Consider the following 23126-nt stretch of genomic DNA (forward strand, 5'->3'; position numbering starts at 1 on the left):
GAGCAACGGGCGAACCGTGGGCAATAACCGAGGGCGCACTGCAGACGATAATTGAAGTTGCCGCTCGTGAAAATGATTCACCACAAGCCGTTGCTGCCCGTTTGGGACGAGATCTCAATAACAGCTATGTGAGTCAGGAGCGAGATGGTGTTGCCATCCTTCCTGTGGTCGGGCCACTTTTTCGTTATGCCAATTTGTTTACGGCAGTAAGCGGTGCTTCCAGTTATGAAATTTTGGCGAAAGACTTTACTTCGGCACTAGAGAACCCAGATATCAAAGGCATTGTTTTGGATATTGATTCTCCAGGTGGTGAGGTCAACGGCTGCGCTGAGTTTGCCAACATGATTTATGAGGCACGAGGGATAAAACCCATCATCGCATATGCTTCAGGTGATGCCGCATCCGGGGCTTATTGGATTGCATCAGCCTGTGATCAGATCATTGTTTCTGAAACATCGGCACTGGGATCTATCGGTGTGGTGGCGGTTTATAAATCCAGAGATGAGCAAACTGCTCAGGCTACTGAGATTGTCTCGTCACAAAGTCCTAATAAACGGTTGGACCCTGAAAGCGATGAGGGTCGTTCACGCTTGCAATCACGTATTGACACCATGGCGCAGGTTTTTATCGAGAACGTTGCCAGGAATCGAGGTGTTGACCCACCTAAAGTGATCAAAGACTTCGGAGCCGGTGATGTGTTGATTGGCAAGAAGGCGGTACACAGTGGGCTGGCAGATAACACTGGATCACTGGAGAAAACGATAACTAATATCCCTGATAGTAAACCTAACAATAACCCGGCCAATAAGCCGGGTTCTTCATTTAACCATGAGGAAAAACGAATGGACATAAAAATGCTGAATGAAAAATACCCAGATCTGGCTGCCAGTCTGATCGCTCAGGGGCAACAACAAGAACGTGAACGCATTGCCGCGATCATCGATTCAGAGAGTGCTGATGGGCGTGGTCCGCTTGCCAGACATTTGGCCTTTGAAACGGATATGGCACCTGATGCTGCAAATGCAGCGCTCAAGGCTGCACCAGTATCTAAGCCTGTGAAAGCCGTTGAAGCCAATAACACATCAGGCTTTGAGCGTGCAATGGCAACAGTCAATAACCCTGATATTGAACCTGCATCAGATGAGCAGGAAGAAAATATCGATGATGTGGCGCAGCGTTTAGCGTCATACCAATAACAAGAGGAATCTAAAATGAGCATACCCGGAACAGCAGAAGGATTTAACGATAAAGGATCGGTTACGCCTGAGAATTTGATCGCAGGAGAATACCCAAGAGTCAGTCGCATATTCACTGTAACCGGCGGCGCAATTTTACCGATTGGTAGTGTGCTGGGTCGCATTGATGCAGATGGTCGCTATTTATTGAGCGCGGCAGATGCAGTGGATGGCTCGCAAGTCCCCGATATTATTTTGGGCGAAACCGTGGACACTACCAATGGAGACAAACAAGCGGTTGGTTATTTCACTGGAGAATTTAACGAGCTAGCGCTTAACGTAGGCGCTGGTCACACGTTGGAATCCATACGCAGCGTATTTCGCACGCGTGGATTATTCCTGCGTCAGAATCAACCCGTATAAGGAGACAATTATGATTGATATTTTTTCTACCCATGTGCTCAATCGAACGGTTGAGCATCTAGAGCGTTCGTCCTCTTTTTTGCTGGACAGTTTTTTTGGTTCTATTCAGACAGAAGAGTCTGAGGAGATCCATTTTGATATTGATAAATCACGTCCTCGCATTGCACCTTTTGTATCCCCATTGGTTGCAGGCAAGGTTGTAGATGCTGAAGGTTTTGAGACCATGAGTTTCAAACCAGCTTATGTAAAAGATAAGCGACGCTTTGATCCTAACGCACCACTAAAACGCATGGTTGGTGAACAGATCGGCGGTGCATTATCACCCCAGTATCGGCGTGAGGCAGCGGTTAATCGTGCCTTGGTCAATCAGCTAGAAAACCTAACACGGCGTGAAGAAGTGATGGCATCAGAGACATTGCGTACGGGTAAAGTGACGGTTGCAGGTGATAATTATCCAACAGTGGTTGTTGATTTTAAGCGTGATCCGATGCTGACGATGACCCTGAGTGAAGGCAATACCTGGGATATGCCAACAGCCAATGTGCTGGATGATATTGAGGACTGGGCTGGTTTGATACAGTCTAAGTCTGGCGTTGCAGCTAGAACGGTCATCATGGACCCAAAGGCATGGCGACTCTTCAAGAATAATACAAAGGTTGAACGCCTTTTAGATATTCGACGTGGTACCGGCATTGACATCAATGTTGATCCGATGGTGCGTGGTCAAGGTAATGAGAAGGCCCGATATGTTGGTTCAATTGGTGACTTTGATTTCTATGTCTACAACGACGTCTATGTTGATGACGATGGTAGTGCGAAAAGCTTACTGCCAGAGAATACCGTCATTATGGCGAGCCGGGGTCTGCTTGAAGGCACCCGTTGCTATGGCGTGATTCAGGATGAAAAGGCAGGTTATAAAGCCACGCGTTATTTCACTAAATCATGGTTAGAAGAAGACCCTGCTGTTCGTTGGTTACTGATGCAATCAGCACCACTGATTGTGCCGTATCGTCCGAATGCTTCTTTTTGCGCGACTGTACGTTGAGGTTATTGATATGAAAATTATTCCAATGACCGCATTACGGTTAGGTAAAGGCGAAGATTTAGAGGTGGTATTGCCGGGTCATCCTGTCGATGTATCTGATAAAGAAGGCCAGCGACTGATTGGCCGTGGCTTGGCTAAAGCGGATGAAAGTTCGGTAGTTAATCCTGCCGATCTTAACGATGCCATTATTGACGCCATTGGTGATTTATCACCTGATCTGTTCGGTAAAGACGGCAAACCAAATGTGAAGGCTATTGAGTCAGTGTTGGAGCATGATATCACCGCAGCAGATCGAGATAAGGCATGGGATGCTTATCAAAATCTGATGCAAGATGATCGGCAGTAAAGCGCGTTTTTCAAGATCTATCGATAGTCAATTTCGGCATCTGGGAACAGATGCCGAATACCGATCATTGTCAGGTTCAACTCAAACCATTCGCGTCATAGCCAGGCGGCCAGAAGATCTTTATCAATTAGGCGAAGGCAGGATACATGCAGAAAATCCGCTACTTGAGTTTCGGGTCAGTGAGATTGCCCAGCCGCACATAGGCGATCAAATATGTCTACAGGAACAATACTACCGAATAGAGCGTGAGCCACAATTGGACCAGCATCATTTAATTTGGTCCGTAGAATCTTTGCCAGAATCAGGATAATGCCATGTTGAATATTACAGTGATGCCACAGCCTCAATTTAGTGAGTGGAATATTGCACTGGGTGCGAGTGAACGTCAGATTAAAACGGCGGCTGTTCGTGCATTGAATAAAACGGCGCGTTGGATGAGAACTCATATCGCAAGACAAGCTGCGCAGTCGCTCAACGTGCGTGTGGGCGCTATTCGTAAAGAATTGATCCTATTGCGAGCCAAGGGAAGTAATCCCTATGCGGGAGTGGCTATCGGTAAAACAGCAGGTGTGATCAAGGCGAGTGAACTAGGATCGCCTCGTCAGAACAAGCGAGGTACCCGTGTTGGCAAACGTCAATATGATGGGGCATTTATTTCCACAATGCCGAGCGGTCACCGGGGTGTTTTTCGGCGTAAAAGAAAATCACGCTTACCCATTCGAGAGGTCCAGCTGGTGACAACCGGTCGTATTGCCTCGGTCATGGAGGCCTTGGCAGATAAGCAGGCCATGTCACGTTTTGAAACGTTGTTTGAACATGAACTCAAATATGCAATGAAAGCCGCATGACAAATCTTGAATTATTACATCAGGAAATACTGGAAGGCATATCACAGTTAACAGGTGTTCAGCATTGTGGAAATTATCCACGGCGTATGGATGAGGTGACATTACCCGCTGTATTTGTCGATCTGGTCGAACTCGAACCGGACACTGATCCGGGTACGGATGAGCTTGCGCTTATTACGCATTGGGAAGCACGCGTCATCGTTTCTGAATCCCAAAAAGAGACGGACAAGATAATTCGATCTTTAATACTGTCAATAATGACATGGCTATTTAGCCATTCGTGGCCACAGAAAAATATTGGTCGTGCACAGATTAAACAAGCGGCTCCTGATCATTTTTCACCAGAACTTCAGGGACATATTATTTGGCTGATCGAATGGACGCACTCAATTCGTGTGGGCGATTCTGTTTGGGACGGAAAAGGTGTCGTCCAAAACAGGTATTCATCGGTAGCAATAATGCCTATGAGGAAATAACCATCGATGGAGTCTGACTTTGAAATCACTGAATTGCATCGACGTGTTGCGAACCTACTTAAAATGGGGCGTATTGAAGAAGTTAACTACAGTGGCGTGATACCTCTTTGCCGGGTCCCGTATAGCAGACTTGCTTACAGGCTGGCTACCCATGTTGGCGTTGCGTTCAGGTCCAGATAATTGTTGGTGGGCCTTTGAGGTCAATGAACAAGTCATGGTGCTTTCACCCAGTGGTGATCCTGCACAAGGTGTTGTCTTGGGTGCTATCAATCAGCAACGTTTTCCTGCACAAGGTGATCGGCCTGATGTGCATCGTACCGTGTATGCCGATGGCGCTGTTATTGAATATGATCGCGCTGCCCATCATCTTGAAGCCATATTACCCAGTGGTGGCACAACAAAACTTGTGTCGGATGGCGGCATAGCCATTATTGGTGATGTCACTGTTACTGGTCACATCAAAGCCAGTGGTGATATCACAGACCATACGCGATCAATGCAAGCTGATCGCAATATCTATAACAGTCACACTCATAGTGGCGTGAAATCAGGTGGCTCCAGCACAGCATCTCCTAACGAGAGTCAGTAAACATGCAAGGTATGAATAGTGTCACCGGCCAACATCTGGCTGGTGAGGCGCATTTGCGTCAGTCGATTATTGATATTTTGACGACTCCCATTGGTACACGTGTGATGCGTCGGGATTACGGTTCACGATTATTTGAATTAGTGGATGCGCCTATTAACCGAACAACCTTGGTAGAAATTTATGCAGCAACTGCTGAGGCACTCCTTAAATGGGAAGCAAGGCTGGAGTTGACAAGAGTGCGCGTGACAACCGCAGAGCCTGGGCAGGTGGAGTTGCTTCTGGAAGGAACCTATTTACCAGATGGGAAGAAAATTGAGCTAGAAGGCATTATATTATGAGTGGGTTCACAGCAATTGATCTTGCCAAACTACCTTCACCGGAGGTGGTAGAGCAACTGGATTATGAACAGATACTCGCGACCATGCTGTTCGATCTACGCAGCCGTGACAATCAGTTCACCGCCATTGTTGAAAGTGATCCAGCTTATAAAATATTAGAAGTTGCGGCGTACCGTGAAACGTTACTTCGTGCACGTATTAATGATGCTAGCAAAGCAGTCATGCTTGCTTATGCACGCAAAACTGATCTGGATAATTTAGCGGCCTTTTTTGGTGTCGAACGCCAATTAGTTGATGCGGGTGACAGTGAAGCCATACCACCGGTGCCGCCGACCTATGAAGACGATAATCGTTTTCGTAAACGTGTGCAGTTGAGTCTTGAAGGTCACAGTACAGCAGGTCCGATTGGCAGTTATGTTTTTCATTCATTGGCGGCAAGCGCTCAGGTGAAAGACGTTGATGTTTCGAGTCCATCACCGGGTGAAGTTGTCATCACCGTTCTTTCAGATGATGGTCAAGGTGTGCCGTCCAATGAATTGTTGGCCGCAGTTGAGACAACACTCAATGCTGAAGATGTGCGCCCATTGACGGATCATTTAACCGTCCAGGCAGCAGATGTACTGACCTATCAAGTAGAAGCATCATTAGTGCTGTATACCGGGCCAGATTCAGAAATAGTTAGAAGAGTTGCAAGGCAAGCTGTCACTGATTATGTGATCCGTCATCATCTATTAGGCAATGACATTACATTATCTGGCCTTTATGCGGCATTACATCAAGAAGGTGTCCAGCGTGTAGATCTCATCTCACCGCTAAGTGATTTTGTGGTTGCACCCCATCAGGCAGCTTGGTGCACAAACATAAGCATTACCGATGGTGGGCGTGATGAGTGAATCTTTATTACCGCCTAATGCTATTGCTCAAGAAAGAATACTTGAAGAGGTAGTGGGTCAAGGGACTGATTTACCGATTCCCATCCGCGATCTTTGGAAACCAGAATCCTGCCCAGCAGAATTGTTGCCTTGGCTAGCATGGGCGCTTTCAGTTGATGAATGGGATAGTGATTGGCCTGACTTAATTAAACGCTCAGTCATTGAGCAAAGTGTTGCTATTCACAGAAAAAAAGGAACAGTTCATTCGGTAAGACGAGCGTTAGAAATTCTTGGTGTACAGGTTGAACTTCGTGAATGGTTCGAACAAAAAGGCGAACCACATACTTTTTCATTGACGGCTTGGGCTGGTGAAAATTATCGCGCTGATGGTGAGCCACTTTTAACGCCGCACTATTACGCAGCATTACAGCGATCAGTCAACGCCGTAAAGCCGGTACGTTCTCATTACAGTTTTAAAGTCGGAGCTCGGTTTTGTCGGGACCTCGGCGTGGCTGTACTGATGGGAACATCTTTAAGTTTGCGACGAGAGTTTGAAGCGAAACAAGGTTCCATCACCGCATCGATGGGAATGATATCCGCATCATTAATCAAGTCACTGATGTTGGCTAGAAATAACATCCGTCCTGTGGTCCAGGGATATTTAAGCGTATCAGCACCCGTGGCCGTGGTGACACAAAGAACATTCACTCTTGTAAGAGTATCGATGGAGATCTAATGAGTAGCACATTAATACCCGTGATTACACAGGTAGGTTTGCAGGCTGTATTTAACGCCAGCAACTCAGGCCTGCAAGCAGAGATCACTGAAATTGCGCTGGGTGACCAAGCTTGGGAACCAGATAGTTTTGCCACAGCATTAAAGAACGAACGTCGTCGGGTACCGATCAGCAATGGTGAACGCATCGCGCCGACGCAAATTCATATTACTGCCGTAGAGGATGGTACTCAGTTGGAATACTGGGTGCGTGAAATTGGTTTTTATCTTGCCGATGGATCACTGCTTGCTATTTGGAGTCATAAAACACAAGCGCTAGCCTATAAAGCTGCTGGTGTGGATTTGCTACTGGCTTTTGATATGGCACTGGCGGCATTACCCGCAGAAAGTGTCACCGTCGTTGGAACCGGTGGCGTTAGTTTACCTCCAGCGACAACGACCAAACTCGGTGTCATGCGTTTTGCAACAACCACAGAATCAAAGGCAGGAGCCGTCACTGATGAGGCAGTCACTCCCAAGGGTATGCGTTCTCATGGGGATGCGCGTTACTCAAAATTAGCACACAAGCACGATGCGGCCTATGCCGCTTTGTCACATCAACATACGTGGAGCGAAGTTAACGAAAAACCTGCTTCGTTCCCACCATCGGCGCATAACCATGATGATCGTTATGTTGTTTTATCCGGTGCGCCACGGGCGGTATATGTCGATGTCCGGTCTACCGGCAATACATCGAGTTCATCAACGGCTTTGAACTGGGCATTAGCCATTCACCCTAACAGTGGTTTTAACGAAAATGATCACATTATTGTTCTTTATCGTAATCGCTATGTCCGTGGTACAGGCAACGGTAGTGCCTGGTGGACGGATGACAGAACAACAACATTAATTAAAGCCGGTAGTTGGCGCGCTATCGCTACTAGCAACAATGGTTACTGGGGATAGACAATGAATGTGATTTTAATTTTTAACAAGTTTACCGATGCCTACATTGGAATGACCTATGGCACTGATGCCATGTCATTGACCGAGGCAGGCTGTGATGACACACACTTTAAATATAAAACCGTTGTTCTTGATCCCGATACAGAAGTCTGGGAAGGCGATTTTAATACAGGGCAAATAAAACCGATATCACAACAAACTACAGTGATTTCGGAGACTGAACTGGATGCGGATTGTCAGGACAAAGTTTTTCGCCAGTATCGTTATTACCACCAGCTCAATGTTGTTTATGGCGTGTTAGATAACTTGATCACTGCCGCTGCACTGGATGAGACCTTATTGGCCGATTACAGAAAAATGCGTACCTACATTCAACCGCTGAAAATCAGGGAAACGGAGCCTAAGCGAAGTGATGATTTTTAGTCCGCGATAGCCGTAGGGCCGTTGTTTTGTCGGAGTCTGAGCGTTAGATCGCGTTAAGTTTTTGCTGCTTGCTTGGGCTGGGATGCCCAAAACAAGCGTTCGCAAAAATAGCGACTCCCCGCAAATTGTTGATAACAACGAACGTTATAAAGAAGCTTACGCATTACAAGAAGGCTACGAGTACCTGGATAAACAGGCAGAACGTGATCGACTCAATGCCCAGCTTGAAGGTGGCCTACATGAAGTGATGGGGAGAACGACCCATCCGGGTACGCCACAGTGATATGGACGAGCCATCACTTATCACCACCATTAGCGCAAAAGCTCCGCAATGATATACAGACATTAGACAAAGCCTACTGGCGTGATCGTTCTCGATTTAATCCGAATCTTGGTTTGGATAACACAGCAGGCCAATATTACTCCTGCGGTAAGGTTTCTTGCCCGGAGCACCTGTCAAATATGATCAGTCTCATCGCGCCGGAATATACCGGTCGTGAGCTTGATGACTGGGTCATTAACTGGACGCCTGAAGGTGGTTATATGCCACCGCATATCGATAACGAAGGCTATCTGGAATTTACCGTATTAAGCCTGCAGTCAGGTAGTGGCTCTTTTATCTGGTATCACAATAACGATACCAGCAAGCCTGAACACATTGCCGATAAGGCAGGCCAAATTATTCACATTGATGACATCACACAGATTCACGCTGTGGCTCCTGCCACGATGGACCGTTATGTGATTATTTTTCTCTACAGGTAACCTCACTATGACTCAACTTAAACCCGCACTGTTAAGTGCGACGCAGTCTGCTGCGCTGCTGGCGGCTACTAATGATCCTTTGAATGTCTTTAAAAGCAGTCATGGCGTGTCACGTCGCATGGGGATCAATGGCGTTAATGCTTTATCGGAATATGAATTTCTGAAGCGTTGGAATTTTCCGGCTGCACTTAAGCAAGTTTATGAACAACAGGTGCCTGCTGCATTACAACAAACCAGTAATGAAGTATGGCTACTGCGTTTTCCCATCGGTGGTTTTCTGGATCAATACTGCGCGAGCAAGCCGTTGTTTAATTGCCTGTCTATTCCACTTAATGATGGTGGGAAGTTTACTATCTGGGAAAACGGTGCGCCCGTTACTCATACCAATATAGCCGGAGATGGCTACCTGTTTTCATTGGCTGATTATCATCAGGTACAGCCAACTACACAGGATGATGTGTATCTCTGTTTTCTGTTTCTTAATCATATCGAGGTAATGAACAATGCCTGAACAATTTTTACATGGCGTGGAAGTCGTTGAGATTGATAGCGGCCCACGTCCGATCCAAACCGTTCGATCCAGTGTGATTGGACTGATTGGTACAGCCTCTAATGGCGGATGCCACTAAATTCCCAATCAATACGCCAGTGCTTATTGCCGGTCGGCGTGGTGAAGCCGCACCTCTAGGTATTAGCGGAACCTTGCCTGCAGCCATCGATGATATTTTTGATCAAGCTGGAGCGATGATCGTTGTTGTTCGAGTCGAAGATGGTGTTAGTGAAGCCGACACGTTGTCGAATATTATTGGTGGTGTCGATCCTGACACCGGGCAATATCAAGGTGTACAGGCCTTTCTTGCGGCAGAAAGTGAAGTTCATCTGACACCCAGAATACTAATTGCACCTGAGTTCACACAAAACACCGCATTGGTCAGTGAAATGCTTGGTATTGCCGAGCGACTACGAGCTGTGATTATCGCTGATGGTCCTAATACGCAGGATACCGATGCCATTACATATCGTGGAAATTTCGGTAGTCCCAGAGTCTTTCTTGTTGACCCATGGGTGCGTGTCTGGGACACGCAATCGGATGGTGAAGTTATTCGACCAGCCAGCGCACGCATTGCTGGGTTAATTGCAAAAAGTGATAACGAACGCGGATTCTGGTGGTCGCCCAGTAATCGAGAGATTAACGGTATTACCGGCACGGCGCGTTCTATCGATTTTTCCTTGGGTGATACCAATGCGCGGGCTAATTATCTTAATGAAAATGAGGTGGCAACCATTATTCGCAAAGATGGCTTCCGCCTCTGGGGTAATCGCAGTTGCAGTGCCGATCCCAAGTGGGCCTTTTTATCAGTGCGCCGTACAGCAGACATGATCAATGAAAGTTTGCTAAGAGCACACATTGTGGGCGGTGGATCGCAATATCACCAAGACGTATCTGGAAGATGTCCTTGAAGGTGTGAATGCCTATTTGCGGCACCTGCGAACCGTCGGCGCCATCATCAATGGCCAAGCATGGGCAGATCCTGAACTCAATACTATCGACCAACTCTCCCAGGGGAAAGTCTATATCGATTTTGATTTTACGCCGCCGTACCCGGCAGAACACATCACCTTCCGCAGCCATCTGGTGAATGACTATCTGACCGAAGTGCTGACGAGCACTACTTAAGGAGTAAACCATGCTGAATGATATTTTAAAGAATATGTCCTTGTTCGTAGACGGACGAGGTTATGCCGGAAATGTTGAAGAACTGAACCTGCCAAAACTTGCCATGAAGACAGAGGAGTTTCGTGCAGGCGGGATGGATGCGCCAGTTGAAGTGGAAATGGGTATGGAAAAACTCGAATGCGATTTTATGCTCACACGCATTGATAAAGACTTGTTGAAAGTCTTTGGTCTTGCACCGGGCAATATCGTTCCGCTCACTATTCGTGGTGCCTTGGTCAGTGATGATGGCACTCAAACACCGGTTGCGGTGAACTTACAGGGCACGTTGCGTGAGATTGACTGGGGTAATTGGAAGGCTGGTGAAAAGGCATCCCTTAAATGTGCCGTAGCCCTGCGTTATTACAAATTAACCCACGGTGGCGAAGTTGTGCATGAAATTGATATTCCCAACATGGTACGCATCATCGGTGGTGTCGATCAGCTGGCAACAACTCGTGATGCGCTTGGTCTTTAACTAATAGAGGAAAACAAGATGGAAAAAACAACTTACTACGTGATTAAACCTACCTTGCATGACAAGGTAAAAGTCAGATTCGGTGATCGACTAGACCTGACAGAGAAACAGGCGCAGCCGTTATTGAACGGAGGCTTTATCGGTACGCATCAACCCAGCGCTGTTCGCATTGGCGAATTAATTGCTGAGAATGAAACCCTTAAAAGTGAACTGGCTGCTTTGAAAAGTAAAAAAGATAAAGTAAAGGCTGAAGAGGCAAACACATGAGTGACGCGACGACTGTAAAACTAAAATATTCCGTTGAAGTCGATGGTGTCAGTGTAAACCAACTCAAGGTCCGCCGACCTAAGGTGCGGGATATGCTGGGTGTCGAATCGACTAAGGTTTCTGATGCTGAAAAGGAAATAAATCTGTTTGCAAACCTTTGTGAAGTGACACCTGAAACCTTGATGAGTTTAGATATGGCTGACTACGCCAAACTTCAAAAGGTGTACCAGGATTTTTTGTCTTAAGCGCTGTTGATGCGCGCCGCGCTTGTATCGCCTTGGCCTCTCATACAGGGTGGCCGCTTTCAGAACTACTCGAACTTAATGGCTTTGAATTAATAGCATGGCTTGAGGCGTGCCCCAAAAATGGAGTGAAGTAAGTGAAGAGTTCTTTCAAACTAGCAATCCAGATTGGTGCAGCAGTCAGTGGTAGTTTCAAAACGGCAATACGTGGCTCGCAAGTACAGCTCAATCAATTGGGTGGTGCGTTAAAGAAACTACGTTCTCAGCAACAAGCCATTGGTAAATTCGAGATAGCTGAGGCGAATCTAGGCAAGGCACGTGTGGCTTACAATGCGGCAGCTAAAGAAGTGATGCGGTTACGCAAAGAAATGGCGGCGACAGATCAGCCGAGCAAAAAACTGAGCCAGTCGTTTGAGCTAGCAAAACAGAAAGCGGCCAGCCTGTCGATAAAGCTAGGCAGCCAAAAAGACAAGTTACGACAGGTGCGCCGTGAACTGGACGGTGCAGGGATCAATGCCCGGAAACTTGCCAGTGAAAACAAGCGACTCGGTTCGACGCTTGATCGATTAAATACCAAATACAAAAAGCTGACCCAGTCTATGCGTGCCCAGGAGGCCGTTAAGGCCCGGCGTGCAGGATTGCGTGGTCAGCTATTTGATGCAGTGGCTTTAGGTGCCGTTATTGCCGCGCCAGTTAAGATCGCTGTGGATTTTGAGCAGTCGATAGCCAAGCTGGGCGCTATTACGCGTGCGGATGAGAAATCATTACAATCGTTAGAAACAACGGCGCGTAAATTAGGTGAGACAACGTTGTTCACCGCCAGCCAAAGTGCTAAGGCCATGACCTTTTTAGGTATGGCTGGGTTTAAAACTAATCAGATAATGGCCGCAACACCGGGTATGTTGAATCTGGCCCAAGCAGCTGGGAGCGACTTAGCTGTGACGGCAGACATAGCCTCGAATATCCTCAGTGGTTTTTCACTTGAGGCTGAGCAGATGGGTCGTGTGGGTGATATCTTGTCAGCCACTTTCACTAGCTCGAATACCACTTTGCAGATGCTTGGCGATACGCTGAAATATGCAGCACCGGTTGCAAGTGCAACGGGTGCATCATTAGAAGAAGTGGCCGCCATGGCTGGGTTGCTGGGTAATGTCGGTATTCAGGGCGGTATGGCAGGTACTGCATTACGTGCTGCATTTTTACGATTATCAGCACCACCTAAAATGGCAGCCGATGCCATTGAGCAACTCGGTCTGAGCGTCAAAGATACTGAAGGTAACTTACGCTCTATGCCGGTGCTTCTGAAAGAAATCGGTATGGCAACACAGTCTATTGGCACAGCTGAACAAGCTGCGATTATCAAAAAATTATTCGGTAGTGAAGCCGCAGCGGGTATGACCGAACTGCTCAAGCAAGCAGGCTCTGGTGCCTTGGATGATTATATTGCTCAGCTGCAAAAAGCAAAAGGCACCGCTAATGAAATGGCCCAAAAGATGGGCGATACCACCAGTGGTGCATTAAAACGATTAGGCAGCGCCATGGAAAGCATGGCCATTAGTTTAGGGAATGTATTGCTACCTACCGTTGCTGCGGGTGCAGGTATCTTTGCCTCATTTGCCAGCGGGATATCGTCTGCATCGCAAGAATATCCATTTCTAACAAAAGTGGTTGTCGGTGCCACAGCTGGTTTGATTGTATTAAAGGTTACGGCCATTGCCGGTGCTTATGCATTTACCTTTCTTAAAGGTGGCGTGTTGACACTGGTGACGGCATATCGAACCTTGAGTGCAGGTATTGCGTTGGCACAGTTAGGCATGGCTCGAATGAATGTGCTCGCGGGATTGAGTGCGATAAGAATGGGCGTCATTACTGCAGCGCAGTGGGCACTCAATATTGCCATGACATCTAATCCTATCGGATTGATCGTGGTAGGTATTGCCGCACTGGCTGGTGCCGCCTATATGCTCATTCAGCACTGGGAACCTATCGGGGAGTTTTTTAGTAGTCTCTGGCAAGGGGTGAAAGACATGACCTCAGCGGCCGTTGACTGGATCGTTGGCAAGCTGGATTTTCTCGGCAAGCCAATGGAAATGTTGGGCAGTGCCTGGGATTCAGTGACAGGATTTTTTGGTGATGACGATGAACCAAAATCCAAACCTAAAAATAACCTCGGAAAACTAGCTCGCGCTACGGTTGGAAGAGCACTGGTGGCATCAACACCCGTAATGGCAGCGACACAATCGCCAGAATTACCTGCAGTGATGCAACAGAGCCGATCCCCAGTTGAACAGGTTGTCCAAATTGACGCGCCAATCACTATCAATGCGCAGCCCGGAATGGATGAGCGTGCGATTGCGTTAGAGGTTCAAAATGCACTTAACCGGCAACAGGCTCAGCGCTCAGCGCTTTACGACAGAGATTGATAACACCTGTCCTCTAACTGTGTTGTTCAACTGCTCGACATCGGCTATCGCTTCTTGTTTGACTGAGAAAGCACAGACCCAGCGAGTTCTTTTGTTTCATCATTGTACTTAGGACTACTTAAAACAGTAGAGGCTAGATCTTCAAGTTCTGCTCCAGTCTGTTTTTTGTTACCACTTTGCGATAAAGCTGATGCTGCCAACTTTTTCGCGGTTTTAGATGAGTTTTTGTCAGTCAAAATTTTCGCTGCATGTGACGCTACTTGTTTTGATGTTTGCTTCTTGTTAGCCATGATCAAGCTCCATTTGCTATTTGGTTAGTTATACATACTTTACATGGGGTGTCACTTATGATTTTCAACCAGTGCTGGGTTTTTTGATATGAGTGAATACCATTTTTCATTAACGACAGCTGCCTATCAAGAATTACGCCGCAGCAATGCCTATCGCTGGAAAGCACAGGAACGATTGCAACGATTACCGGCACAACAGTTTATTGGTCTGGGCGCTGAAACACTGGATATCAAAGGAACTATCTATCCCCATTATCAGGGCGGCATTAAACAACTCGACATAATGCGTGCGCGAGCAGGCAAAGGTGAACCGTTATTACTGGTTGATGGTCTTGGGTTTATTTGGGGGTCGATGGGTTGTTTTACAGGTCGATGAAACACAGTCGGTCATGCTTACGAATGGACAACCTAGAAAACTGGAATTTCAGCTTCGGCTAACCCGATATGGAGAAGATCGCTAATGGCGCAATATCGTACTCGTGATGGCGACATGCTCGATGCTATTTGCAAGGCATGGTATGGCGAATCATCACGATACACCGAGGCAGTATTTGAAAATAATCCTGATCTTGCAGAACTAGGCGCTGTATTACCATCGGGTGTGATCATTGAACTACCTGACTTTTCAGATTTATCCGTTAAGCCGGGAGCAATCAGATTGTGGGACTAAACTATGACACCGGATTTTCGAATTCACGCAGACAGTCAGGATATTACCGAACGTATTCGAGATCGATTATTATCTCTGCGTGTTACCGACGAAGCGGGTATCAAATCAGATACAGTTGAGCTCACATTGGATGACCGGGATGGTTTAATCATCTGGCCAATCCATGGTGCTGAATTAGAAATATCGTTGGGCTACCGAGAGACAGAGCTGGTTAGACTTGGGCTCTATATCGTTGATGAAGTTGAACACAGTGGCCCACCTGATACGTTAACGATCAGAGCAAAAGCATCAGACATGCGTCAGAGCTTCAAGGCTCCACAAACGCGGGTCTGGGACAATGTCACATTGGATGATTTAGTTTCCAGTATCGCTAATGAACATGGCCTGATTCCAAAGATAAGTAATTCGCTAGCCTCAATCAGTTATACGCATTTGGATCAAACTGAAGAGTCAGATTTGCATCTGCTTACTCGGTTAGCCAGAGAAAATAGTGCCGTAACCAAGCCTGTTTCAGGCAACCTGATCTTTGCCACTCGCGGTGAATCCAAAAGCATCTCTGGAAAAACCCTACCTACCATTGAGGTTGTTGCATCACAGGTGATTCGCCACCGTATCACCCAAGCCGACCGTGGTAAATACGTCGCAGTAATAACCCACTGGCATGACCCAATGAAGGCAGAGCGTGTGCCTGTCCGGGTTGGTAAAGGAAAACCCGTATACACCTTGCGCCACAACTATTCAGATGCCGAACAGGCAACACGTGCCGCACAGGCAAAGCTGGAGGCGCTAGAGCGAGGTACTGGCACCTTAAGCCTGACACTGCTTGGAAACAGTGAGTTGATGGCAGAAGGAAAACTGGCATTAAACGGCATACGCAATCAGGTCGACGGCGAATGGTTAATCCAGCGCGTGGAACACCAATTAGATAGTCAGGGATTAGTGACTAGCATAGAAGCGGAAATACCCAAGTAAAGAACATTGATTTTAGAAAACCTTTCCGTCACCTGGCGGACAATTTATTGGAGGACCAATGAACGACACACAAAATAATAAACCTATGGTTAACCTCCGACGGGAGGAGTTTGAAGAAATGCTCAACTGTGCGGCCGAGCGTGGTGCATTAAGAGCACTACATGATGTTGGCCTAGATGGCGCAGACGCAGCAGAAGATATACGTGATCTTCGTTCACTTCTAAAAGCGGTTCATGTCGCCAGACATACGGCATGGCAGACCGTTATTCGTATTACAACAACCGGCGTACTGTTAGCCCTAATGGCTGGGTTGGTCATCAAACTAAAACTTTTTGGAGGGCATTAATCATGCTGACATTATTAGGTAGCCTACTGGGATTTGTATCCAGTGCATTTCCGGATTTACTCGGTCTATGGCGAGATGGTCAAGATCGAAAGCACGAGCTGGCAATTCTGGATCGACAAATGGAACAGATGAAACTGGGCCACAACCAACGCTTAGAAGAAATCTCTGTAGAGGCAGATATCTCTGAAAGTCAGGCGCTGTACAAACACGACAGCCAGCCATCTGGCGTGACATGGGTCGATGGTTTGCGTGCATCCGTTCGCCCGGTGATCACCTATGCATTTTTTACGCTTTTCACTGTGGTAAAAGTCAGTGCTTTGTATGTGCTGGTGAGCGAAGAGGGACTATCCGTCGTACAGGCTATGCCACAAATTTGGGACCCAGAAACCCAAGCATTGTTTGCAGCTGTAATGAGCTTCTGGTTTGGTCAGCGTGCGCTAAACAAAATGCGAGGAAAATAACATGCGCCACGTTACAGAGGAAGGCATCAATCTGATCAAACGATTTGAAGGATTCTCGTCATCTGTTTATATCTGCCCGGCAGGATACCCTACGATTGGTTATGGACATGTAGTTCGTGATGATGAAAATCATCTGTTTGCTGAAGGTATTAATAAGGAAGAATGCGAAGAATTACTCCGGCAAGATGTTCATTGGGCCGAGCGCGGTGTTCTCAAGTTGATTGATGTGCCACTGACAGAGGGCCAGTTTGATTCATTGGTATCTTTTACCTTTAACCTGGGGTCTGGCGCGTTGCAGCGATCCACCTTGCGTCGTAAAGTAAATCGAGAAGAACATGGTGATGTGCCTGTTCAATTGAAACGATGGGTTTGGGCTGGTGGACGGAAGTTAAAGGGACTTAAGATGAGGCGTAATGCTGAAGCTAATATATATAGTCAGGAAACATTCACATAAAACCGGCCACTTTTTCCAAGACATACACCTTTTTTTATATCCACAGCAAAACACTCTACCCAATGCGTGCCTTTGTATTCGGTATGTTCCCAAATATCAGATCCAACCTGATTAATATCACCACGTAAAGAACGAGCAAGGCGGGCAACCAAACCAGTATTCACTACTTGCCATTTAATTCTAATATGTTGAGAAAACGTATGATTTGCAGAAAAATGTATCCATGTATCAGGTTTCAATCTTGGCCCATCAGATGTGTAATTCCCTAAAAAACCACCTTCTTTTGAAGAATGTAGAGAAGCATTAATATTTAAGCTGCCAACTCTTTGAATTGGCCATGGTGGCACTATCACATGACTCGTATCTTCAGAGGCAATAATAGTTGATCCAGATGACCTAGATTCGATTATTACACTTTTAGCAAAATCACCACCAAAGACTTTACGCCATTTCAATATACATTCTTCTCTATCCTGTTCTGCTATCGCATCCTCAATCCATTCCCTATATCGCTGAATACAATTTCTAAAGTTGTCATATTTATTCTGATCCCAGTGTCGATTAAAGTTTTCAGACGGCATGCTGGGATTCTGAACGGTAGGCATAATTGGATTTTCTTGAAGATAGTCATTTAACCGATTAAATATGGTTTGTAATGACGTTGATGTATCACTGAAATTATTTGATAGGTTGTCAAATAGATGAATACGATTACCTAGAAGAGTAGTGAGCAGTACAGATTTGGCTGAAAATGTCTTTTTATGGTCTCTTAAATATTTAAATAGTCTGACAACCTTTATCAAGTATCCATCAGTTTCCCTGGTTTTATCAGCAAACCATTCAGAATAGCCATCAGGGTTAGTTTGCTCTTCAGAGTTATCCTGGCGATTTAATATCCATTCTGTTTCTCCATCCCAAACACTATCTCGCCTAATGCAAGGAATAACATCAAGGTGAAAATCTCCAGCATAATCCAGAGTGACACATCTTGTATTCCGACTAACCATATCCTTATATGTATTACTGGCCATAAAGCAGTGGTACAAGGTATCAATATAATCTTTGGGTTGCCAATCTTCATTTTCATTGAGGAAGAACACTAGATCGGCATCAAAGTCATCGTTTCCTACGGGTCTAATTATTGTTTTATGAGCCCATGATCCTTGAGGAGTAGTTTCAATGAATAAATCTTCAAATTCATCTAGCTGTTTAACAAATTCGGAGATCGTATCGACACGTTGTTTTAATGTGTCGATTCTACTTTGATTGAGATTGACAGTATCTTTTAGAAAGTTTGTTAAATAGTGGTCAAGCTTCATCGCTGTTCCTTAGCAGTTGTTTGATTCTGTCTGACGCTTTTGTGAAATCACAATCAGCTCGTGATTTTAGATCGGCTAGCATGCTCGGATCGTCAAGTGGTAAAGCTCGGTCAGACTCAAAGTTTATGCGGATTAATTGATCTTCATTCAATAGCAGCCCTACAGTATTATGTGCATTTGCAGATTGCAGATTGAGCAGCATTTCAATAAAGGACTTAATGCCCCAGCCAGTTAAAAATCCCCACATGTTATTTCTTTTATTTACCGGATAATAGTTATTTCCAATGCCTGTTCCGATGGATAGGAGTTGAATTGAATCAAGGGAACTGGAAAGGCGTGTCATTGCTTCAGTGACAGCAACAAGACTTGGGTTATTTGCCCAGAGTCCGCCGTCAGCCAGTAAATAGGGGTCTACAAATGCAGGGTCAAAATACTTTGGTGCTGCGCATGATGCTAGTACAGCATCAGCAATTCTGATATTGCTGTCACGGGTGAATTCATCTGAATAGGACGATTTGAACACATGAACCTGGCCGTTCCCTATATCTGTTGAAGGGATTAGCAAACGTGTTTTCGTGTCTGATAATGTATTGTCACCAAATTCTTTATGCAATAAAGAATGGAGTGATTTCTGGCTATAATGTGCGCGAAGTAATCCACCAAATGAAAATGACGTGGGCTTAAATATTTTACGACTATGCTTCTCGTATAGGGTACATATTCTTGCAATGGGTATGTCTAACGCAAGAGCTGCAGCAATATGGAGCCCGTGCTTGTTCCAGTGATTAGATCAAATTCTTCAGAGAAGTTAATGCCGAAGGATTCTTGAATTCTTTTGATGATATGGGCAGCGTAATATCCTCTTATCCCACCCCCATCAATGGCAAGTATCTTCATGAAAACTATAGGCTCAAGAACCAATCAGGTTGAACGGTAACTTTTTCAACGAGTTCAGTTTTTATTCCGAGTGACAATTCCTTTAACTTATCTGCCAGTTGATCACCATCTACAAGATCTATAGGTGATGCACCATCGCGATTTGCTTCTTCGATGGCTGCTTTCGTAAAACTACCTGTGGTAATAAACATACCTCGATCAGCACGACCAACAGTTGCACCACGGAAATCGCGGATTTCAGGTGAGCCGACTGAGCCTTTATATTTTTTGCATTGAAAAGCGATATGGAAACTCATTAAGCCATTTAGTCTAGCAATACCTTTTCCATCAATTCCACCATCACCAGTTCTTCCGGTGACCTCAACATGAACGAAGCCAGATTCACGCAATAAACGCTGAGTAAGACGTTCAAAGGCATCAGGGCTCATCTCTTCGATTAGGATATGGTGAAGACGTTCACGCCACGCCAGCATTTCTTCCGGCGATTCTTCAATAGCGGTGGCGGGATCGGATAGATCTTGATTACCCTGAGTTGAAGCTCTGTCCATTGAGCGGACATTCGACACTATCTCTCTACTATCAATATCTTCAACCTGTTTGGCTTTGTCAGTTAGTGCCCAAACACCACGCGACGAGTTTTCAAGATACCCAGCCTTTTTTAAATAAGTGCGAGCCCATGCCAGTCGATAGCCAATTTCAGTCTGGCTACTTTTCTCAGGGTTATGCAGGGTAGCAAGTATTTCTTCATCAAACTTTTCGAGTTTGACAACTTCTTCATATATTTCATCGATACTGCCTGAACCACCGAGGTTCACCAGTGCTTTCATTAACGGAAGCATAAGTTGGTCAAAAGTTATCATATTTATTACCTGTTTCAATATCACCATCCATTAGTCATCAACTCCGTAAAATCTCGACGAGAAAGAACATCTGAACAATCTCTCCAGTCTTTTTCAGATGGACTCATGCTGGTGTTGTAACGTAGGTCAAAGCCATTGGCTTCTTTCTGAGCGTCGATGTAGTCATCCATTTTTTCACCTAAGGTTTCAATATCTTCAATCCATTCATCTTTGATTGTGTCGGGGAGTGAGCCAAATAAACTGTAGCGGTCACGCATTCGTTCCGATAATCGCTCATAGACTTTTTCATCAACCGTTTGCTCATTGACAAGATTAAGCATGTCCACTTTTTCACGCACCTGACCAAAGCGTTTAATTCGACCAATACGCTGTTCCAGCTTTGTTGGATTCCACGGTAGATCAATGTTTATTAACGTGCCGAGTGTTTGTAAGTTTAAGCCTTCACAGGCTGCGTCGGTGGCAACCATGATAGTGAGTTCATGTTCTGCCACCATGTTTTTAAGTGTTTCACGTTCAATGTTAACGCTATCACCTTTTTGATATAAACGGCTTCGACCAGCACCAGCATATAAACCAACTGCTTGATCTGGGTAGCGTTCAGCAAGCGAGTCTGCCAACCATTTAGCCGTATCGTAATATTGACTGAATATTATGATGCCATAACTAAGCCATTTCTCTTGTTCGAGGTAGTGAACAACTGCCTGTAATTTTGGGTCTTCAGTAATTTTTTCCAGTCGAGAAATCATACGTTCAAGAACAGCTTTTTCTTCCTGATTATCAACTGCTAATACAACTTCTTGTTCATCGTTTTCTTCTTGAAGTGTACGGCCCTCAAGTAACTTTCTTGCGGTACTTAATCCTGCTGCAATACTGGAGCAAATTCTCTGTTCCATTAGATTTTTCATAAAGCCACTACCTTTACCGCTTTTGGCAAGTGCTTTACCGAAGTTACGAGCTTCAGCGTAGGCTTGACGAAAATCTTCGCTGGTTCTGAGTGCATTCCCTTCAAATAGGCTATTAAATTTATGTACCTCTTTAGCAAGCTGTCGGTCAGGGTGGAGATCAACACCAATGCGAGGCAATAAATCGGCGTCTTCTAATGAAGCTCGCTTGCGTAAAACAATGTGCCTGACGAATGGGTTTTCACGCTGGAAGAAACTGGCACCTGAAATTTCACGATCTAATTCATCCTCAAGGTATTCGCGTGAATCATCAGTTAAATCGGTTAGTGGGCGTGTTATTTCCCATTCGGCATTGGCCTCTAAGTCTTGACGAATAGCACTGAACAAGCGTCGAGCAAAAGGCTCTTGCGTCGAATCAACCATAGGCAATGGTGACCTTAATAATTCCCAGGCAAATGATGGTTCATTCACTTCCTGTTCACCTGAGAGTATGGGGAGAACTTCTTGGGGACGATGCCATTTGGCTAAATCGTTTCCCAGTACAAAGTTACCAACGCCTTGATGCAAAATGCCGACTAAATCCCAAAGGTCTTCTGGCTTGGTTTGGATGGGCGTAGCCGTCCCTAATATGACATGATCAGAACGAGCGGCGACTTCTCGCATAAATGATAGTAGTTCATTGTGTGTGCCTGCATCTTTTCCAAAACCCTGACGACTTCGAGCTTTATGGGCTTCATCCAAAATGGTGAGGCCATAGCGCAAACCAAGGAGGTGCTGTTTTTCGAGTGAGTCACGCATCATTAAACCGGTAGAAACAATGCCAATACGCAATGGGCATTTAGCAATGTGTTCATGTCCGGTGGGGGAGATAATTCGGTTATCTGGGTCTAGCCAAGCCTTCTTCTGGGTATGCCAACGTGCACAAGGGATACCCAGTTTGTCTATCATTTCTGTCTGCCATTGTTCACACAATGTTGCTGGGGCAAAGATAATAACCGGTTTGCGTTTTTTCTTTTCTTTGTCACTTAATAAACAAAGCGTTAGAGCGGCAGTACCCATGGATAAAGTTTTTCCTAAACCTACCTCATCAGCGAGTAGCAAACGGACAATGCCGTGATTATGGTAGTGACGAACACATTCACTGACAAAGCCTTGCTGCCAGGGTCTCAATGCAAAACCTTGGCGATACAACGGTGACTCGATCAATGCGGCAGGTGCTAGATCATCGTCTTCATCAATTTCATCAAAGATAATTTCACGCCGGTAACCACGACGTTTTACCTCGCGAATAACGGCATCGGGTAACGAGCGAGCGGCATTCCATAAGAATTCAAATTCCTCTTCAATCCATGCGACACCTTCAGCTGATTCATCTTCCCACAAAATTTCATAGTGACGTTGCCAACCGCTACTGGTTTCATTCATTGAACCGATGAATCCAAGCTTACGACCATCCTCAAGTTCTATCACACCGGCCTTGCCATGAAGGAAGCCACAGATACTATCTGGCGCAACACGAATTACCTGACCATGTTTTGCCAAAAAACTATCAAGACGACGATATCGGTCTCTATTGAGGAGCGCCTCTGTTTCCAGATCATGCTCATTCCAACGGCCTATCATTTTGGATTCACGTAGTTGGGCAATTTTGAGGTCAGCAGGATGTATATCTACGTTGCAGACAATTTTTACATCAGGGATAGACTCTAGTAACTCATTGGCCACTTCAAATAACGAGCTGGTGAAATAGCCAGCAATGCGTTTGTAACTACGAGCACCTTTAAGATGTTCGAGCAAAAAACTGTTATCCAAACGGTGTGTGCGTGATGAGAACCTCCTTATCGTCATTAC

The 23126-nt window shown here is 45.7% G+C and carries 31 protein-coding genes and 2 pseudogenes; 28 read left to right on the plus strand and 5 right to left on the minus strand.

Features of this window, described 5'->3' with window-relative positions; genetic code table 11:
• Positions 1-101 precede the first annotated feature (101 nt).
• The 21 genes and pseudogenes from CDZ78_RS01390 (at position 102) to CDZ78_RS01490 (ending at position 14104) form a co-directional block, all read left to right on the plus strand.
• Positions 102-1196: a S49 family peptidase gene (locus tag CDZ78_RS01390; RefSeq protein ID WP_140413837.1), complete on the plus strand. Its 1095-nt coding sequence runs from the start codon at positions 102-104 to the stop codon at positions 1194-1196.
• 15 nt (positions 1197-1211) lie between these two features.
• Positions 1212-1598, plus strand: a complete 387-nt coding sequence (locus tag CDZ78_RS01395; RefSeq protein WP_087868354.1) for a head decoration protein — start codon at positions 1212-1214, stop codon at positions 1596-1598.
• 34 nt (positions 1599-1632) lie between these two features.
• Positions 1633-2643, plus strand: coding sequence for a major capsid protein (locus CDZ78_RS01400; protein WP_244559140.1), 1011 nt, complete (start codon positions 1633-1635; stop codon positions 2641-2643).
• Positions 2644-2668: 25 nt separating this feature from the next.
• Positions 2669-2989, plus strand: a complete 321-nt coding sequence (locus CDZ78_RS01405; protein WP_140413838.1) for a hypothetical protein — start codon at positions 2669-2671, stop codon at positions 2987-2989.
• Positions 2976-3299: a head-tail joining protein gene (locus CDZ78_RS01410; protein WP_087868356.1), complete on the plus strand. Its 324-nt coding sequence runs from the start codon at positions 2976-2978 to the stop codon at positions 3297-3299. The genes CDZ78_RS01405 and CDZ78_RS01410 overlap by 14 nt, the downstream gene beginning before the upstream one ends.
• A gap of 22 nt (positions 3300-3321) precedes the next feature.
• Positions 3322-3837 carry a phage tail protein gene (locus CDZ78_RS01415; RefSeq protein WP_167374137.1) on the plus strand — a complete coding sequence of 172 codons (516 nt, stop codon included), beginning with the start codon at positions 3322-3324 and terminating at the stop codon, positions 3835-3837.
• Entirely contained in the window at positions 3834-4313 is a 480-nt protein-coding gene (locus tag CDZ78_RS01420) for a hypothetical protein (RefSeq protein ID WP_087868358.1), read from the plus strand. Before CDZ78_RS01415 ends, CDZ78_RS01420 begins: the two co-directional genes overlap by 4 nt.
• Positions 4314-4464: 151 nt before the next feature.
• The gene (locus CDZ78_RS01425; protein ID WP_230990553.1) at positions 4465-4902 is read left to right on the plus strand and encodes a phage baseplate assembly protein V; all 438 of its coding nucleotides are present in this window, start codon (positions 4465-4467) and stop codon (positions 4900-4902) included.
• 2 nt (positions 4903-4904) lie between these two features.
• Positions 4905-5240 (plus strand): GPW/gp25 family protein, encoded by a 336-nt coding sequence (locus CDZ78_RS01430; RefSeq protein ID WP_087868359.1) that lies wholly within the window; start codon positions 4905-4907, stop codon positions 5238-5240.
• Entirely contained in the window at positions 5237-6133 is an 897-nt protein-coding gene (locus CDZ78_RS01435; protein WP_087868360.1) for a baseplate assembly protein, read from the plus strand. The genes CDZ78_RS01430 and CDZ78_RS01435 overlap by 4 nt, the downstream gene beginning before the upstream one ends.
• Positions 6126-6848, plus strand: a complete 723-nt coding sequence (locus CDZ78_RS01440; RefSeq protein WP_167374138.1) for a phage tail protein I — start codon at positions 6126-6128, stop codon at positions 6846-6848. Before CDZ78_RS01435 ends, CDZ78_RS01440 begins: the two co-directional genes overlap by 8 nt.
• Complete coding sequence (locus CDZ78_RS01445; protein ID WP_087868362.1) at positions 6848-7792, plus strand: phage tail-collar fiber domain-containing protein; 945 nt, start codon at positions 6848-6850, stop codon at positions 7790-7792. The genes CDZ78_RS01440 and CDZ78_RS01445 overlap by 1 nt, the downstream gene beginning before the upstream one ends.
• 3 nt (positions 7793-7795) lie before the next feature.
• Complete coding sequence (locus CDZ78_RS01450; RefSeq protein WP_087868363.1) at positions 7796-8215, plus strand: hypothetical protein; 420 nt, start codon at positions 7796-7798, stop codon at positions 8213-8215.
• Positions 8216-8297: 82 nt separating this feature from the next.
• Positions 8298-8498 (plus strand): hypothetical protein, encoded by a 201-nt coding sequence (locus CDZ78_RS01455; protein WP_140413839.1) that lies wholly within the window; start codon positions 8298-8300, stop codon positions 8496-8498.
• A 113-nt stretch (positions 8499-8611) separates the two neighbouring features.
• The gene (locus tag CDZ78_RS01460; RefSeq protein ID WP_140413840.1) at positions 8612-8980 is read left to right on the plus strand and encodes a hypothetical protein; all 369 of its coding nucleotides are present in this window, start codon (positions 8612-8614) and stop codon (positions 8978-8980) included.
• Between the two features lie 7 nt (positions 8981-8987).
• Positions 8988-9491: a hypothetical protein gene (locus tag CDZ78_RS01465; protein ID WP_087868366.1), complete on the plus strand. Its 504-nt coding sequence runs from the start codon at positions 8988-8990 to the stop codon at positions 9489-9491.
• Positions 9484-10658: pseudogene (locus CDZ78_RS01470) on the plus strand (phage tail sheath subtilisin-like domain-containing protein). Before CDZ78_RS01465 ends, CDZ78_RS01470 begins: the two are co-directional and overlap by 8 nt.
• Before the next feature lie 10 nt (positions 10659-10668).
• Entirely contained in the window at positions 10669-11172 is a 504-nt protein-coding gene (locus CDZ78_RS01475; RefSeq protein WP_087868367.1) for a phage major tail tube protein, read from the plus strand.
• A gap of 18 nt (positions 11173-11190) precedes the next feature.
• Positions 11191-11439, plus strand: coding sequence for a hypothetical protein (locus tag CDZ78_RS01480; protein WP_087868368.1), 249 nt, complete (start codon positions 11191-11193; stop codon positions 11437-11439).
• Positions 11436-11684, plus strand: coding sequence for a phage tail assembly protein (locus tag CDZ78_RS01485; RefSeq protein ID WP_087868369.1), 249 nt, complete (start codon positions 11436-11438; stop codon positions 11682-11684). Before CDZ78_RS01480 ends, CDZ78_RS01485 begins: the two co-directional genes overlap by 4 nt.
• A gap of 134 nt (positions 11685-11818) precedes the next feature.
• Positions 11819-14104, plus strand: coding sequence for a phage tail tape measure protein (locus CDZ78_RS01490; protein WP_087868370.1), 2286 nt, complete (start codon positions 11819-11821; stop codon positions 14102-14104).
• A 44-nt stretch (positions 14105-14148) separates the two neighbouring features.
• On the opposite strand, the gene CDZ78_RS01495 is transcribed toward CDZ78_RS01490, so the two are convergent.
• Positions 14149-14394 carry a hypothetical protein gene (locus CDZ78_RS01495; protein ID WP_087868371.1) on the minus strand — a complete coding sequence of 82 codons (246 nt, stop codon included), beginning with the start codon at positions 14392-14394 and terminating at the stop codon, positions 14149-14151.
• An 88-nt stretch (positions 14395-14482) separates the two neighbouring features.
• Here CDZ78_RS01495 and CDZ78_RS01500 point away from each other — a divergent pair, with 88 nt between their 5' ends.
• Genes CDZ78_RS01500 through CDZ78_RS01525 form a run of 7 tightly spaced genes read left to right on the plus strand, consistent with a single transcriptional unit; the run spans position 14483 to position 17297 of the window.
• Positions 14483-14770 (plus strand): phage tail protein, encoded by a 288-nt coding sequence (locus CDZ78_RS01500; protein WP_230990552.1) that lies wholly within the window; start codon positions 14483-14485, stop codon positions 14768-14770.
• Positions 14721-14855, plus strand: a complete 135-nt coding sequence (locus tag CDZ78_RS23530) for a phage tail protein (RefSeq protein ID WP_230990558.1) — start codon at positions 14721-14723, stop codon at positions 14853-14855. Before CDZ78_RS01500 ends, CDZ78_RS23530 begins: the two co-directional genes overlap by 50 nt.
• A complete protein-coding gene (locus tag CDZ78_RS01505) occupies positions 14855-15064 on the plus strand; it encodes a tail protein X (protein ID WP_087868372.1) in 210 nt (69 codons plus the stop codon). Before CDZ78_RS23530 ends, CDZ78_RS01505 begins: the two co-directional genes overlap by 1 nt.
• A gap of 3 nt (positions 15065-15067) precedes the next feature.
• Positions 15068-16036, plus strand: a complete 969-nt coding sequence (locus CDZ78_RS01510) for a phage late control D family protein (RefSeq protein WP_087868373.1) — start codon at positions 15068-15070, stop codon at positions 16034-16036.
• 58 nt (positions 16037-16094) lie between these two features.
• The gene (locus CDZ78_RS01515; RefSeq protein ID WP_087868374.1) at positions 16095-16382 is read left to right on the plus strand and encodes a DUF6127 family protein; all 288 of its coding nucleotides are present in this window, start codon (positions 16095-16097) and stop codon (positions 16380-16382) included.
• A gap of 2 nt (positions 16383-16384) precedes the next feature.
• On the plus strand, positions 16385-16843 hold the full coding sequence (locus CDZ78_RS01520) for a hypothetical protein (RefSeq protein WP_230990551.1): 459 nt from the start codon (positions 16385-16387) through the stop codon (positions 16841-16843).
• 1 nt (position 16844) lies between these two features.
• Complete coding sequence (locus CDZ78_RS01525; RefSeq protein WP_087868375.1) at positions 16845-17297, plus strand: lysozyme; 453 nt, start codon at positions 16845-16847, stop codon at positions 17295-17297.
• Here the strand turns inward: CDZ78_RS01525 and CDZ78_RS01530 are convergent.
• From CDZ78_RS01530 to CDZ78_RS01545, 4 genes and pseudogenes are all read right to left on the minus strand, one after another.
• Positions 17279-18616 (minus strand): SMODS domain-containing nucleotidyltransferase, encoded by a 1338-nt coding sequence (locus CDZ78_RS01530; protein WP_087868376.1) that lies wholly within the window; start codon positions 18614-18616, stop codon positions 17279-17281. The genes CDZ78_RS01525 and CDZ78_RS01530 overlap by 19 nt on opposite strands.
• Positions 18606-19513 (minus strand): annotated as a pseudogene (locus tag CDZ78_RS01535) (CBASS cGAMP-activated phospholipase). The gene CDZ78_RS01530 and the pseudogene CDZ78_RS01535 overlap by 11 nt, the downstream one beginning before the upstream one ends.
• A gap of 5 nt (positions 19514-19518) precedes the next feature.
• On the minus strand, positions 19519-20373 hold the full coding sequence (locus CDZ78_RS01540; protein ID WP_087868377.1) for a restriction endonuclease: 855 nt from the start codon (positions 20371-20373) through the stop codon (positions 19519-19521).
• A gap of 20 nt (positions 20374-20393) precedes the next feature.
• Positions 20394-23123: a phospholipase D-like domain-containing anti-phage protein gene (locus CDZ78_RS01545; protein ID WP_087868378.1), complete on the minus strand. Its 2730-nt coding sequence runs from the start codon at positions 23121-23123 to the stop codon at positions 20394-20396.
• Positions 23124-23126 lie beyond the last annotated feature (3 nt).

It is taken from the genome of Bathymodiolus platifrons methanotrophic gill symbiont (assembly GCF_002189065.1).
In the GTDB taxonomy this organism is placed as follows: Bacteria; Pseudomonadota; Gammaproteobacteria; order Methylococcales; family Methylomonadaceae; genus Methyloprofundus.

What these genes read in the sequence shown, in the direction of transcription:
- CDZ78_RS01395 (WP_087868354.1), top strand. Translation starts at nt 1,212, where the DNA reads ATGAGCATACCCGGAACAGCAGAAGGATTTAACGATAAAGGATCGGTT.
- CDZ78_RS01405 (WP_140413838.1), top strand. Translation starts at nt 2,669, where the DNA reads ATGACCGCATTACGGTTAGGTAAAGGCGAAGATTTAGAGGTGGTATTG.
- CDZ78_RS01410 (WP_087868356.1), top strand. Translation starts at nt 2,976, where the DNA reads ATGATCGGCAGTAAAGCGCGTTTTTCAAGATCTATCGATAGTCAATTT.
- CDZ78_RS01415 (WP_167374137.1), top strand. Translation starts at nt 3,322, where the DNA reads ATGCCACAGCCTCAATTTAGTGAGTGGAATATTGCACTGGGTGCGAGT.
- CDZ78_RS01420 (WP_087868358.1), top strand. Translation starts at nt 3,834, where the DNA reads ATGACAAATCTTGAATTATTACATCAGGAAATACTGGAAGGCATATCA.
- CDZ78_RS01425 (WP_230990553.1), top strand. Translation starts at nt 4,465, where the DNA reads ATGTTGGCGTTGCGTTCAGGTCCAGATAATTGTTGGTGGGCCTTTGAG.
- CDZ78_RS01430 (WP_087868359.1), top strand. Translation starts at nt 4,905, where the DNA reads ATGCAAGGTATGAATAGTGTCACCGGCCAACATCTGGCTGGTGAGGCG.
- CDZ78_RS01435 (WP_087868360.1), top strand. Translation starts at nt 5,237, where the DNA reads ATGAGTGGGTTCACAGCAATTGATCTTGCCAAACTACCTTCACCGGAG.
- CDZ78_RS01440 (WP_167374138.1), top strand. Translation starts at nt 6,126, where the DNA reads ATGAGTGAATCTTTATTACCGCCTAATGCTATTGCTCAAGAAAGAATA.
- CDZ78_RS01445 (WP_087868362.1), top strand. Translation starts at nt 6,848, where the DNA reads ATGAGTAGCACATTAATACCCGTGATTACACAGGTAGGTTTGCAGGCT.
- CDZ78_RS01450 (WP_087868363.1), top strand. Translation starts at nt 7,796, where the DNA reads ATGAATGTGATTTTAATTTTTAACAAGTTTACCGATGCCTACATTGGA.
- CDZ78_RS01455 (WP_140413839.1), top strand. Translation starts at nt 8,298, where the DNA reads ATGCCCAAAACAAGCGTTCGCAAAAATAGCGACTCCCCGCAAATTGTT.
- CDZ78_RS01465 (WP_087868366.1), top strand. Translation starts at nt 8,988, where the DNA reads ATGACTCAACTTAAACCCGCACTGTTAAGTGCGACGCAGTCTGCTGCG.
- CDZ78_RS01475 (WP_087868367.1), top strand. Translation starts at nt 10,669, where the DNA reads ATGCTGAATGATATTTTAAAGAATATGTCCTTGTTCGTAGACGGACGA.
- CDZ78_RS01480 (WP_087868368.1), top strand. Translation starts at nt 11,191, where the DNA reads ATGGAAAAAACAACTTACTACGTGATTAAACCTACCTTGCATGACAAG.
- CDZ78_RS01485 (WP_087868369.1), top strand. Translation starts at nt 11,436, where the DNA reads ATGAGTGACGCGACGACTGTAAAACTAAAATATTCCGTTGAAGTCGAT.
- CDZ78_RS01495 (WP_087868371.1), bottom strand. Translation starts at nt 14,394, where the DNA reads ATGGCTAACAAGAAGCAAACATCAAAACAAGTAGCGTCACATGCAGCG.
- CDZ78_RS01500 (WP_230990552.1), top strand. Translation starts at nt 14,483, where the DNA reads ATGAGTGAATACCATTTTTCATTAACGACAGCTGCCTATCAAGAATTA.
- CDZ78_RS23530 (WP_230990558.1), top strand. Translation starts at nt 14,721, where the DNA reads ATGGTCTTGGGTTTATTTGGGGGTCGATGGGTTGTTTTACAGGTCGAT.
- CDZ78_RS01505 (WP_087868372.1), top strand. Translation starts at nt 14,855, where the DNA reads ATGGCGCAATATCGTACTCGTGATGGCGACATGCTCGATGCTATTTGC.
- CDZ78_RS01510 (WP_087868373.1), top strand. Translation starts at nt 15,068, where the DNA reads ATGACACCGGATTTTCGAATTCACGCAGACAGTCAGGATATTACCGAA.
- CDZ78_RS01515 (WP_087868374.1), top strand. Translation starts at nt 16,095, where the DNA reads ATGAACGACACACAAAATAATAAACCTATGGTTAACCTCCGACGGGAG.
- CDZ78_RS01520 (WP_230990551.1), top strand. Translation starts at nt 16,385, where the DNA reads ATGCTGACATTATTAGGTAGCCTACTGGGATTTGTATCCAGTGCATTT.
- CDZ78_RS01525 (WP_087868375.1), top strand. Translation starts at nt 16,845, where the DNA reads ATGCGCCACGTTACAGAGGAAGGCATCAATCTGATCAAACGATTTGAA.
- CDZ78_RS01530 (WP_087868376.1), bottom strand. Translation starts at nt 18,616, where the DNA reads ATGAAGCTTGACCACTATTTAACAAACTTTCTAAAAGATACTGTCAAT.
- CDZ78_RS01540 (WP_087868377.1), bottom strand. Translation starts at nt 20,373, where the DNA reads ATGATAACTTTTGACCAACTTATGCTTCCGTTAATGAAAGCACTGGTG.
- CDZ78_RS01545 (WP_087868378.1), bottom strand. Translation starts at nt 23,123, where the DNA reads ATGACGATAAGGAGGTTCTCATCACGCACACACCGTTTGGATAACAGT.